General features: G+C 50.6%; 9 protein-coding genes and 1 pseudogene. 4 read left to right on the forward strand and 6 right to left on the reverse strand.

All coding sequences use genetic code 11. The annotated features are described in order from the left end of the window. Positions 1 to 12 precede the first annotated feature (12 nt). From AC0VZ8_RS22405 to AC0VZ8_RS22425, 5 genes and pseudogenes are all read right to left on the reverse strand, one after another. Positions 13 to 900 (reverse strand): PhzF family phenazine biosynthesis isomerase, encoded by an 888-nt coding sequence (locus AC0VZ8_RS22405; RefSeq protein ID WP_475484429.1) that lies wholly within the window; start codon positions 898 to 900, stop codon positions 13 to 15. 211 nt (positions 901 to 1,111) lie between these two features. Then, the gene (locus AC0VZ8_RS22410; RefSeq protein WP_475484430.1) at positions 1,112 to 3,103 is read right to left on the reverse strand and encodes a collagen-like protein; all 1,992 of its coding nucleotides are present in this window, start codon (positions 3,101 to 3,103) and stop codon (positions 1,112 to 1,114) included. Between the two features lie 110 nt (positions 3,104 to 3,213). Further along, a pseudogene (locus tag AC0VZ8_RS22415) lies at positions 3,214 to 4,425 on the reverse strand (alpha-helical endospore appendage domain-containing protein); the annotation flags it as partial. A gap of 38 nt (positions 4,426 to 4,463) precedes the next feature. Next, the gene (locus AC0VZ8_RS22420; RefSeq protein WP_475484431.1) at positions 4,464 to 4,796 is read right to left on the reverse strand and encodes an alpha-helical endospore appendage domain-containing protein; all 333 of its coding nucleotides are present in this window, start codon (positions 4,794 to 4,796) and stop codon (positions 4,464 to 4,466) included. Positions 4,797 to 5,251: 455 nt separating this feature from the next. Further along, positions 5,252 to 5,578: an alpha-helical endospore appendage domain-containing protein gene (locus AC0VZ8_RS22425; protein WP_071219936.1), complete on the reverse strand. Its 327-nt coding sequence runs from the start codon at positions 5,576 to 5,578 to the stop codon at positions 5,252 to 5,254. A gap of 225 nt (positions 5,579 to 5,803) precedes the next feature. On the opposite strand from AC0VZ8_RS22425, the gene AC0VZ8_RS22430 reads away from it, so the two are divergent. Genes AC0VZ8_RS22430 through AC0VZ8_RS22445 form a run of 4 tightly spaced genes read left to right on the forward strand, consistent with a single transcriptional unit; the run spans position 5,804 to position 10,854 of the window. Beyond that, positions 5,804 to 6,913 carry a glycosyltransferase gene (locus AC0VZ8_RS22430; protein WP_475484432.1) on the forward strand — a complete coding sequence of 370 codons (1,110 nt, stop codon included), beginning with the start codon at positions 5,804 to 5,806 and terminating at the stop codon, positions 6,911 to 6,913. Continuing rightward, positions 6,910 to 8,517 (forward strand): glycosyltransferase, encoded by a 1,608-nt coding sequence (locus AC0VZ8_RS22435; protein WP_475484433.1) that lies wholly within the window; start codon positions 6,910 to 6,912, stop codon positions 8,515 to 8,517. Before AC0VZ8_RS22430 ends, AC0VZ8_RS22435 begins: the two co-directional genes overlap by 4 nt. Beyond that, positions 8,514 to 9,404, forward strand: a complete 891-nt coding sequence (locus AC0VZ8_RS22440) for a glycosyltransferase family protein (protein WP_475484434.1) — start codon at positions 8,514 to 8,516, stop codon at positions 9,402 to 9,404. The genes AC0VZ8_RS22435 and AC0VZ8_RS22440 overlap by 4 nt, the downstream gene beginning before the upstream one ends. A 1-nt stretch (position 9,405) precedes the next feature. Beyond that, positions 9,406 to 10,854, forward strand: a complete 1,449-nt coding sequence (locus tag AC0VZ8_RS22445; protein ID WP_475484435.1) for a methyltransferase domain-containing protein — start codon at positions 9,406 to 9,408, stop codon at positions 10,852 to 10,854. Positions 10,855 to 10,950: 96 nt separating this feature from the next. Here AC0VZ8_RS22445 and AC0VZ8_RS22450 read toward each other — a convergent pair whose 3' ends face one another. After that, positions 10,951 to 13,086 (reverse strand): Ig-like domain-containing protein, encoded by a 2,136-nt coding sequence (locus AC0VZ8_RS22450; RefSeq protein ID WP_475484436.1) that lies wholly within the window; start codon positions 13,084 to 13,086, stop codon positions 10,951 to 10,953. Positions 13,087 to 13,202 lie beyond the last annotated feature (116 nt).

A 13,202-nucleotide genomic window follows, 5' to 3' on the forward strand; every position in this document is an offset into this window, starting at 1 on the left:
GATGGTCATCCATCAATAGCAAACCTGGAATTCCTTTACAAACACCGCCGTACCGGAAATATAGACATCCATGGTCTCTTTACGACGGTTCACATGAACATGCACTCTACCGTCTTTCCCCATTTCCTGGCCTTGTTCAATACTAAATCGAGCGGAGGATACTTCAGGGTTCAGGTAAGTCAAATAATAAGCCCCCATTACCCCCGATGCAGTTCCAGTTACCGGGTCTTCAATGGTGCCCGAATACGGCGAAGAGAAATGTCTCGCGTGCATGAACGAAGACGCATCCATCGTTTCCAGGCAAAAAGGATGCAATGAGGCCTTGGGGTTTTCGGTTAAAATGTCCGGAAACATTGCATTATCAGGCACCAACCGGTTAAAATGATCCAACCCTTTTATCGGGACCAACAATGTCCAGATTCCCGTGCTTCCATAGACGATGGGCATACTTAAGTCCAAATCGTCACGTTTCAGACCTATGGATGATGCTAGACGGTCTACATCTCCCTCGAAGGATATGAATTGAGGGTGATCCTGCTTCATCTTCATGGTTAACCGGCCCTCGGCATTTTGAAATTCTATAGGCAAACTGCCCACCTTGGTCTCAATCCACACGGTTTCTTTTTCCGGCAGCAATCCCCTGGTTTTTAAAGCATACATGGAGGCCATGGTGGCATGGCCGCATAAATTCATTTCATGGCCGGGAGTAAAATACCTCAATCTGATATCTGCTTGCTCTGATTGTAAGATAAAGGTGGTTTCATTGAATCCAACGCTGCGAGCGATGGATTGCATCTCTTCCTCCGTCAGATCATCTGCATTCAGAACCACACCAGCAGGATTTCCCTTGTTAGGCTGCACGGAGAATGCATCGTAATGAAGCACGTTTATGGATTTCATGTTCCTCTGCCCCTTCTTTCTGCACCGTCTATGATTTGCTATCCAAATTAGTGAAGATTTTACCATTAGGGGATATGTTAAATCCAGACCAAATTTCAAACAACATCCCTCATCTGATAAACCTCATGCTTATCCGAACCCACGTCAGGGACTATACGTAATCAAAAAACCGACCAAGGATGGCCGGATTTGATGTCCATTGCTCTTCAAATTAGGATAATCTGAATATCGACCAGACAATACCAGATGAAGTTGCTCCTCCGAGGTTTAGCGAAATGGTGAGACCATTGGCGTCGTAGAACAAGCCGACCACATCGCCTGCATTCAATTGCACATCGCCAGCCAAGGTTACAGCGCCATTCCCCAGAACCGCTCTTAAGGTTAGAACCAAGGCAACGTTGACATTCAACAGCGGAAACAATCCACTGATTAAATTCGTGACAATCGGCGAAGTCCTGCGTACAGTAAAAGCCGGATTGATTCCCGCTCCGAGAGATACGGTTACTGCTGCTGATGTAGAATAATTTATCGTAGCCTTAATCGCATATCTTCCTGTCGCAGGTACCGTAAAGGTCCCTATCGTTGCATTAAAACTTGGATCCGGATAATAGGGCGCCGTCACGGTCCAATTTGCAAGCTGCGCAGATGTAGTCACTGACAAAGCAGTTTGAAAAGCAGAAAAACCTGTCGTTGCAAAGTTCGGACCTGTCGCGCCGGTTGCACCGGTTGTGCCTGTTACTCCCGTAGCGCCAGTTGCTCCTGTTGCTCCCGTAGCTCCGATTGCACCTGCTTCTCCTGTCGGTCCTGTTACACCGGTTGCTCCGGTGACTCCTATAGCCCCGGTTGCTCCTGTTGCCCCCGTCGCACCAGTTACCCCCGTAGCGCCAGTTGCTCCTGTTGCACCGGTTGCACCTATTGCTCCCGTGGCTCCTGTAGCTCCGGTCGCTCCTACTTCCCCTGTGGGTCCTGTTACACCTGCTCCTCCGGTAGCACCTGTCGCTCCTGTCACGCCTGTTGCTCCTGTAACCCCCGTTGCTCCCGTAGCGCCCGTCACTCCTGTTGCCCCTGTAACCCCCGTCGCACCAGTTACCCCAGTTGTACCCGTGACTCCGGTAGCACCTGTAGCTCCTGTTACTCCGGTGGCTCCTGTTTCTCCCGTTGCCCCAGCTGCACCTATTTCACCTGTTACTCCCGTTGCTCCTGTCACTCCTGTTGCCCCCGTCGCACCAGTTACCCCTGTAGCGCCAGTTGCTCCTGTTGCACCGGTTGCCCCTACTTCACCGGTCGGTCCTGTTACTCCCGGATCTCCAGTTACACCCGTTGCTCCTGTCGCTCCCGTTGCCCCGGCTGCACCTATTGCACCCGTTGCTCCCGTGGCTCCCGTCACGCCAGTCGCTCCTGTTGCCCCTGTCGGCCCTGTTACTCCCGTAACGCCAGTTGCTCCCGTTACACCAGTTGCTCCTGTTACTCCAGTTGCCCCGGTTGCACCTATTTCACCCGTTGCTCCCGTAGAGCCCGTTACCCCTGTTGCCCCGGTTGCTCCTACTTCCCCGGTCGGTCCTGTTACTCCCGGATCTCCTGTTGGACCCGTTGCTCCGGTGACTCCTATAGCCCCGGTTGCTCCGGTGGCGCCCGTCACTCCTGTAACTCCGGTAGCACCTGCCTCTCCTGCCGCGCCTGTTACTCCAGTTGCTCCCGTAGCGCCCGTCACTCCTGTTGCTCCGGTTGCTCCTACTTCCCCTGTCGGTCCTGTTACTCCCGGATCTCCAGTTGCACCCGTTGCTCCTGTTACTCCAGTAGCTCCTGTGCCTCCTGTCGCTCCCGTTGCCCCGGCTGCACCTATCGCACCCGTTGGTCCCGTGGCGCCCGTCACACCTGTAACTCCGGTAGCACCTGCCTCTCCTGCCGCGCCTGTTACTCCAGTTGCTCCCGTAGCGCCCGTCACTCCTGTTGCTCCGGTTGCTCCTACTTCCCCTGTCGGTCCTGTTACTCCCGGATCTCCAGTTGCACCCGTTGCTCCTGTTACTCCAGTAGCTCCTGTGCCTCCTGTTGCTCCGGTCGCCCCTGTTGCTCCCGTTACACCCGTTGCTCCCGTGGCTCCCGTCACACCTGTTGCCCCAGTTGCTCCTACTTCCCCTGTCGGTCCTGTTACTCCCGGATCTCCTGTTGGACCCGTTACTCCGGTAACACCTGTTGCTCCCATTGCCCCGGTTGCCCCTTCTTCCCCGGTCGGCCCTGTTACTCCCGGATCTCCAGTTGGACCCGTAGCCCCGGTTGCACCCGTTTTCCCGTAGCGCCCGTCACACCTGTTGCCCCGGCCACACCTGTTGCCCCCGTTGCTCCTGTCACTCCTGTTGCCCCTGTCGACCCTGTTACTCCCGTAACGCCAGTTGCTCCCGTTACACCAGTTGCTCCTGTTACTCCAGTTGCCCCGGTTGCTCCGGTGGCGCCCGTCACTCCTGTTGCTCCGGTTGCCCCTACTTCCCCTGTCGGTCCTGTTACTCCCGGGTCTCCAGTTACACCCGTTACTCCTGTTGCCCCGGTTGCCCCTACTTCCCCAGTAGAGCCCGTCACACCTGTTGCCCCTGTCGGTCCTGTTACTCCCGTTGCTCCTGTCACTCCTGTTGCCCCGGTCGCCCCTACTTCCCCTGTCGGCCCTGTTACTCCCGGATCTCCTGTTGGACCCGTTGCTCCTGTAACCCCCGTCGCACCAGTTACCCCAGTTGTACCCGTGACTCCAGTAGCACCTGTAGCTCCTGTCGCTCCCATTGCCCCCGCTGCCCCGGTAACACCCGTTGCTCCTGCGACGCCCGTCACTCCTGTTGCCCCGGTCGCCCCTACTTCCCCTGTCGGTCCTGTTACTCCCGGATCTCCAGTTGCACCCGTTGCCCCGGCTGAACCTATTGCACCCGTTGCTCCCGTGGCTCCCGTCACGCCAGTCGCTCCTGTTGCACCGGTCTCTCCCGTCGAGCCTGTTGCACCGGTTGCCCCGGTTGCTCCTACTTCCCCTGTCGGTCCTGTTACTCCCGGATCTCCAGTTGCACCCGTCGCACCTGTCGCTCCTGTTGCACCGGTTGCTCCTGCCTCTCCTGTCGCGCCTGCTACTCCAGTTGCTCCAGTAGCACCCGTCACACCCGTAACCCCGGTTGGACCTGTGGCACCTGTAGCTCCTGTCGGCCCGGTCGCACCCCATACTTCCTTTGCCCCACAATGCCAACCCGTTGGCGTAATCAAGCCGGATAACACGTTGTCCAATTTACACTGTAGCAACCACTGCTTTTTTGTAATTTCCTGAATCGTATGCCTAACGCTTTCATTCACTTTTAATAGGTCTTGAACCGTTGCTGGAGAACCCGCTAACCCCGAAATCGTTCCAAGGACATACTGAAGCTTTTCTCCCTCGGCATGAATGACATAACTTAACCCTAACTCCTCCATCGCGATGGAAGTAAGTAAGTGATTTATCGCTTGGTCCTTTGACTTAAAAGGAGCCGGAGTGACTTTAGAACGATTATCTTCAGGCATTCAGCACCTCCGCCGCTCGTATGCAAGCCTGAGTTTTATCAGATACTCTGCGTATGTATACTGTTGGTCTCCAGTGCGTCCAGCATGTTACTGAACTTCATATGCAGCATCACTTCCCTCAACAGCACATCCTCCATCATTTTTCGAACTGAATCTTGAATGACGAATAGATCATGAACGGATAGAACCTCTAAGGTTTCCATCGCAGGATGCAAAGTCCCCGCTACATATTGAATTTTCTCGGCTTCTGCGTTAACGATATGAGCCAGTGCCATCTCCTCTATAGCGATCGTAGAGAGCAGACGCATGATCGTATGAATTCGCTCTCTCTGCGCCACGGATTCCGAGTTGGACGAATGGGCCTTAGACAAACATCTCACCGCCTTCCTCTTTATTATGATCTTGGGTTTTGCTTGGTGAATACACGGATCTAAGCAGGTAGGGCGGTGAGGGAAACGGGGAGCGTTTCGTGGACTGAGCATTCCATAAATGCTGATTCAGCACCGGATCAATTTTACCTGTCAATTGTATGGAGAGCAGCAGCGTATGTATTCTGACGGGATTCCAACGAGCCCGTTCTGCCTTATTTAGCCAAGGTAAACCTATATTTATTTTCTGCTGATAGATATATAGAAACTGAGAAACGGCATGAGTGTCCGAAGATGGATGTAAACGAGATTTTTCACTCTTCATCATCAGCTGCCGAAGGTCGTTCACGGAATCCAAGAATCGATGGAATGATTGATTAAGCTCCAATAGCGATGGAAAAAGCACCTCTGCTAGCGTCCGGCTGAGTTCATTTTCTAGTGTGTGCTTCAGTCTGTCCCTACTCCCCATCATTGCAGTCGTCCCAGCCATGTCCGGGGTCATTGAGTTCCATGACATTTTCCAATTTTCGCAGCAGCAACCATTCCTTCATCACAATCACATCCAGCAGCTGAGTCACCTGGCCACTCAATTTTATGAGGTCCGCATGGGAAGGCTCAACCGAAATGCGGTGATGATGACCCACAAAAGCTTGAATCTTCTCGGCTTCGGCATGAAGCAAATGGGCAATCGCGTTTTCCTCCATCGCAATCGATTTTAACAAATCGATGACTACCTCTTCTTTGGTCGGTCTAAAACTCTCTTCGGGAATCTGCGGCATGCTCATGCTTAAGCCCCTCCTCGTGGAATGATTACGGCACATGAAGTGAATGTGATCCCAGAATAATCTATCCCCATTTATGATTAAGAATATTGAGCTAACAGGGGCGATATGCGTCATTTATGGATAGAAAGGCTTATATTTGATGATCCCCGGTTCATTTCGTAAGCTGACTTGAATATATATCTGGCATATTGTTATGAATCAAAACCATACATGGGGGTAATTTCATTGAACACTATCAGCCTGTGCATGATCGTAAAAAACGAGGAACTCGTGTTAAACCGCTGTTTATCCTGTGTTGCCGACATCGTGGATGAGATCATCATTGTCGATACAGGATCTACCGATCGTACAAAAGAAATCGCTCAATCCTTTACAGAGCTCATCTTTGATTTTGAGTGGATTGACGATTTCTCGGCTGCGCGTAATTTCGCTTTTAGTAAGGCTACCCAGGACTATATCCTGTGGCTCGATGCTGACGACATACTGCTGGAAGAAGACCAGCTCAAGTTAAAAACGCTTAAAGAAAACCTTACATCCGGCATCGATTCCGTTACCATGCTCTACCACTTAAGTTCGGACGAATTTGGCAATGTCACCTTCAGTCTCCGGCGCAACCGTCTTGTGAAGCGAAACAGAGGCTTCCGATGGATCGGACCCGTCCATGAGTATCTAGAGGTCTACGGCAATATTATCAATAGCGATATCGCGATTACCCATCTCAGCTCGAAGCATGACCCCGATACCGGCCGGAATCTTAGAATCTACGAGAAGCGTGAGACGGCTGGCGAATCGTTCACGCCACGAGATTTATTCTATTATGCGAATGAATTGAAGGATCACGGCCAATTCGAGAAAGCTATTGATTATTACGAACAATTTTTACATACGGAACAGGGTTGGATAGAGGATATACTCACGGCCTGCAGCAGGCTATCCGATTGCCATCACGAACTCGGTAACGGGCAAGCCTCTTTTGAATCCTCTATCAGATCCCTGCATTATGCGCCACCGCGGTCCGAATTCTGCTGCCGCATTGGTTACCATTTTTTCGTGAAAAACAACTACGATACGGCCATTTACTGGTATAAACTGGCGACCGAGCTAGAGCTGCCTCCGGGTTATATGGGATTTCACAACCCCTCCTTCTCCACCTGGCTGCCTCACCTGCAATTGGCCGTTTGTTACGACCGGATCGGAGCCCATGCTCTTGCCAATCAGCATAATGAGCAGGCGCTTGTCTATCGCCCAGGTGATGAGACGATACTGGCGAACCAGGAATATTTTCAAAACAAGCTGCAGGAGCTTCAAAATGACCAAGAAAGGCCGAGTCCATGACAGCCAAGGAACGCAGACGTGTTCTGATCGGCAGTCCCGTACGGCAAAAGCCTGAAATCCTGGACTATTTTCTGACTTCATTACGCCGGCTGGAACACGATCATCTTGATGTGAGCTACTTCTTTATTGATGACAACAACGATGAGTTATCCAGCGCACATCTGAGCCGATTTATGAGGGAAACAAATCATGTTGTTATCCATAACGCTCATAGCGACGATTACGATTATATCCGCAACGAGACAACGCATTATTGGAATGAACCGTTAATTTGGAAAGTAGCTGATTATAAGAACAAAATCATTCAATACGCGCTTGATTTACATTATGACTATTTGTTCCTCGTCGATTCGGATCTGCTGCTAACGCCTCAAACATTGAACCATCTCGTCGCAATTAATAAAGAGATCATCTCAGAAATTTTCTGGACACGTTGGCAGCCAGATGCACGGCCCCAACCCCAGGTATGGCTAAAGGATGAATATATCCAATACGAACAAAGCGCAGGCGAAACGTTGGATGAAGCAGAGAAGGAGCAGCGTTACCAGCAGTTTGTCAGCCGGTTAACGGAGCCGGGAGTATATGAAGTGGGCGGGCTCGGAGCCTGCACATTAATCCATCGCCAGGCGCTCCTGCGTGGAGTTAACTATAAACGCATCTATAACTTATCCTTTTGGGGGGAGGATCGGCATTTCTGCATCCGGGCCGCCGCGCTGGGCTTTACCTTATATGTAGATACTCACTATCCGGCCTATCACATTTACCGTGAAAGTGACCTTCACAATGCCAAGCTGTTTCTGCAGGCAACAGAGGAGATTTCGTCCATCCCTGAGGTTAAGCTTCGTCAATTTGAAGAACATGAAGTGCGCTGCCTTCGAAAAGTCACAGCTGCTGCAGGCACTGCCCGCCCATCTCTCACCCTTACGATAGTACTGCGAAATGAAGGCAACCGCTATTTGCGGCAAGCGCTTGAACAGCATCGCTGCTATATTGATCAGGCCGTTATTATTGATGATGCCAGTACAGACAATACACTCGATGTATGCATGGACATATTGAAGGGAATTCCGCTGCGGCTGATCCGCAACGAATCTTCCCTGTTTCACAATGAAATCGAGCTCCGTAAACTGCAGTGGCGTGAAACTTTGAACGTTCATCCCGAATGGATCCTGAATCTTGATGCAGACGAATGGTTCGAATCCGCCTTTGTGGGCGAGCTTCCGGCTATGCTTGAACAACAAGAATTCGATTTGTATTGCTTCCGGCTCTATGACTTCTGGAATGAAACCCATTACCGGGATGATAATTATTGGAGCTCACATAAAACCTATCGCCCGTTTCTTCTGCGTTACCGTCCCGAAGTACATTATTACTGGAAAGAGACGGCTCAGCACTGTGGAAGGTTTCCGGCAAATGTATTCGAACTCCCACATCATCTGTCCGCCATTCGTCTTAAACATTACGGGTGGGCCAAACCGGAATACAGGCTTGAGAAATACAAGCGCTATCGACAGCTTGATCCTGAAGCGAAATTCGGCTGGAAGGAACAGTACGACTCCATCCTGGATGAGTCGCCATCACTGGTTGAATGGGTGGAATCATGAGCAGCGGTGGCAAGAAAGCGATGGACATGCGGATTATTCATACAATGCCATTATTCATCCGGGAGAGCTCACGCGAGCACGATTTAGATATGGCAAGCCTGGCGCTGGGCAGTCTCCAGCGCTCCCAAGATCACGTGACAGTTCTATTTAATCAAGGGTGCCTAACGAATGAAGAACTGCACGATTGGCTGCAAACACAAGGCATATCCGCTATGATTCGCGGGAACGGAACGAATATTGGCATCGCTGCAGCCAGGCAAGCATGCTTTGAGTTTATATGGGAGCACTTTCCGCAAATCGAATACTTATCTGAAATTCATGTCGATATGATATTTCCGCCGAACTGGTACGCCCCCCTTCTTCGCTATCTGGAGCGTACAGACGAGCCCATGGTTTCACCCGGCATCGTTACTTCGAGCGGGGAACTGCAGCCGCTGGGAGCGTTCATTCTTCTGCCGGATACACCGGAAGGGATCTGCGAAACGCTTCAGCAGCTCCCAAGAGAAGGCACCGCGGATGGATTCGTGCATCCGGTCGTTCACCGAGCGGATATACTGCGCAAGATTGGCGGGTATGATCCCCGTTTCCTTTCCGGCAAGCAAGGGTATGAGGATGATAGCCTGCTGCTGGGCATGCGTTATTACATGGGAACCCGAACGAAATGGAGGCCGAAGTGCTGCCTGGAATCCTGGGTATACCACGCAACGATGGCGCAGCGCATGTCGCTTCCGGATAAATATATTGATTTTTCCAAGAACGAAAACGGCTTGTTTCATCAATATGGTGCCTATGGTTTAAGGGAACTGGCTGATATTCACCATGGCTCCGAGGGATTCCTCCAGCTGTTTCGGAAATTTACGCCAGACCACAAAGGAGTGAGCGAATAATATGCTACAGAATGAGCAGCAGAAGTTGATATGGGACCAGCTATGGTCGTCCCGGGAGGTATCCTATCATTGGGATTCATTGAGCCAAACCATATACGATAAGATCATGGAGGTATCAGGAGGCATTCAGGGCAAACGCATACTTGAGGCTGGTTCGGGGACAGGCAAAATTTCGCTTCGTCTGGCGGCTGAGCATGCAGAAGTAACTTTAGTCGATTATTCCGAGAATGCCCTGTTCAACAGCCGAAGCGCATTTTATAAGGCTAAGGTTCCGGGCACCTTTGTTCACTCCGACATTAGGGAAATGCAGCTTCCCGACCAGCAATTCGATATAACCTGGAATGCAGGTGTTCTTGAGCATTTTGAAGAGGACGAGCAGATCACGATTTTGAGAGAAATGATGCGGGTCACCAAACCGGGAGGAACGATTATAGTCCTCACCCCTTTTGCGGAGTGTTTGCCGTACCGTGCAGGTAAAGAAGCCGCGGAACAGCTCGGCACCTGGATGTACGGTATGGAGCGCCCAGCCTTTACTTTCAAGGATTCATTTGAGCGATGCGGAATATCGTTTATCGAGGAGAGCAGCATCGGCTTCTTGGACAGTCTGGATTTCCTTGATTTTATCCGGGATTCCCAGACCGTCAAGCATTGGCTGACGATGTGGTACCATGGACTCCCGGAACAAGAGAAGCGCAATGTGCCTGGATACCTGCTCGTCAGCGTTGGAATGGTGGGACCGTTACCCGAAACTGCCGAGAACCAATGGAATCAACCCCTTTATCATAAGCAATCGCCTGAAGAGAAACTGTCCCGCGCCCAAGCGATCATCTCCTCCTATCATGTTAAGCGGAACGAGAGTCACTACTTGTCTGTTTACAAGAATGAGGAAGCCAGCTACTGGTTTCCGCTGCTCGAGACTCTGGACTCGCTGCTTGTAAACCGAGGCACCAAGGTACTGGATATTGGCGCTGCTTACGGTACACTCTTGATGTACAGCGTCCTGTCCGGAGCCCAAGCATACGGTCTGGATCGAATCGCGGATTATTGGTCCGTGGAGCTGGAGCAGGATTATGGGATCCGATGGAGCCAATGCAATATTGAAGCTGAGGATATTCCGGGAAACGATCGATACGATGTCGCTCTGTTTACGGAAGTGCTTGAGCATATGAATTACAATCCCATACCGGTCCTCCGCAAAATTCATGAAAGTTTGATGCCAGGCGGCAGCCTGCTCATCTCTACACCATGGAAACGGCACTTTGCCCCTGCTCATTCCGATCCGGATCTCCTCCATATGCCTTACTACCGGACCGGCGACGGGTTTATCGATGCAGAGATGAAATATTATACGATCGACGAATTGTATGTCTTATCGGAAGCGACGGATTTCCATGTGAAATCGCTAGAAGTATTTAATGGACATCTGCTTGCCTGGTTTCTTAAAAAATAGCAGCATGGTATTTTGACTTCCAGCTAACTGCAGAACCCTCTTAGAAAAGACAGCAGCCCGGCTTCTAAAAAGCCGGGCTGCTGCTAATCTGCTGTCCTATTTGACAGAGACGGTGATGGATACGGTCTTTGAATTGTACTGCCCTTTAATGCGGGCGGTTCCCTTCGCGATCGCTTCAATACGTCCGTTCGTTACTTTGGCAACGCTGGAGTTGCTGGTTGTCCAAACGGCGGCGTCTCCAACATTTGTTTTCGCGCCGGTATCGAATTCGGCCGTAACCGTAACGGTTTTGACGTCACCGGGCTTCAAGTTCAGTTTCTTCTCGCTTGCCGTCAATTTCTTTAATTTCGGAACTACGTTTACCTTGACTGTAGCCTCTTTGCCTTGGTAAGAACCCGTAATCGTAGCCGTTCCCTCGGCAACTGCTTTAACGGAGGTTCTGGATACCGTCACAATCGCAGTGTCCGAAGAACTCCAATTCATCTTGGATGAGAGCGAAACCGTTTTGCCGTTGCTGTAATAGCCTGTAACTTTAATCGATTTGGATTTCTTGATGTTGAGGTCGATATTCTCCGGCTCTACAACGATCTTCACAACTTCCTGTTCAACCACGACCGGAATCTTGACTTCTTTATTCAGGTAAGTGCCTTTCAGCGTGGTCGAGCCTTTCGTTAATCCCTTGATCGTACCGTCTTTAATGACAGCCGCAGAGCCCGTCAGTGACCATTCAACGGAAGAAGTCACATCACTCTCCGTACCATCTTCAAATACAGCATTTACTTTCGGCAGCGCAATGCTTCTGCCCATAACCAGCTGATACTCTTCTACATCCGGCAGCAGCACCAGCACTTTTTCATTGACAGTAACCGGCACCGTCGCTACTTCTCTGGAACCGATCTTACCGGTGATCGTTGCTGTACCGGCATCAATGGCTTTAATTTTGCCGTCTTCGGTCGTTACCACTTTCTCATCGCTGGAAGTCCAGATAACCGCGCTGCTGAAGTCCTCTTTCTCGTCGTCCAGAAGCGTTCCCGTCACTTTAGGGAAGGATTTGGATTCACCTTTGAGCACATCCACTTCCGTTTCGGCTGCCTCAAACTTGGTCACGGTCGGATATACTTTTACCGTGAATTCTTTACTGATTCCCAAGTAACTCACCTTGATGGTGGAAGTTCCCGAAGCTCTCGCTGTAATCACGCCACCATTAACGGATACGGCCAGCGGGTTGGATGAGGTCCATTCCCCAGGCACGTCAATGGATTGCGAAGCGGCGTTGCGAACCTTGGCTTGTACCGTAATCGAATCATTCATGAACAGAACCGGATTCTTGACGAAATCCGTCTGATCCAGAATCAAAGCTTCATAAGGATTGCGCACATACACATCCAATTTGGCCGTTGAACCCAGATAGCTCACGCTGATCGTAGATTTACCCAACGCAACCGGCTTTAGCTTGCCATCCTCAATCGTAGCTACGGAGGAATTGGATGATTTAAGCTCTATCTTATCCGTCACGTCCATACCTGTATCGGTCTCCGACTGCTTAGCGAATACTTTCAGCTCAACAGGCGCATCGCCAACCAAGAGCTCCTGATCTTCGCCCGGCACGATCGCAAGCTTTTGGTAAGGCGCAACGACTTTAACCGTAAAAGAAGCCTTAAGCCCTTTGTATTCCGCAGTCACGGTTGCGCTTCCCAAACCTACAAGGGTCAGTTCTCCTTTGCTTACTTTTACAACGCTGTCATCGGAAGTGGTCCATTTCGCTTCCGTGGTCACGTCATTCGTTCCATCAGCCAATGCTTTAACGGTTAGACCTTCCGTTCCAAGCTTATGCTCCACTTTATCGGGCTGATCCAGTTTAAACTCGTCAATGGCAAATTTAACGTCGACGTCAATCGTCTTGATCGCGCCCTTGTATTTTGCCGTAATTCGGGCTGTACCTTTCTCCAGTGGAATGATGAGTCCACCGTCAACCTTTACGATTCTCGTGTTGGACGAAGTCCACGTCGACTCATTGGTTACATCCTTCTTCGTAGAAGAGCCTTCAATGTTAGCCAATACTCGAAGTTGTTCCGAAGTTTCATTAACGGTTAAGTAAATTTTGCTCTCGTTCGTATCAAATTCAATCGACGTTACGTCCCCGGAGGCGGCGAATACGCTGGTTGGAAAAACCATCGCCAACATCATCACAACGACAAGAAACATCTTCGTTGTCTTTCTGTTTAAGCTCATTTATTTCTCTCCTTTGTACCTTCTGTCTCTCAGGCTTTTTTTCAGTCTATCTCTATATCGACAGTCCCGGATGAAATCGTTACCTTCTGACGCCAAAATAGGCACAAAGTAGGATG

The organism is Paenibacillus sp. QJM3NY_38 (assembly GCF_056173265.1).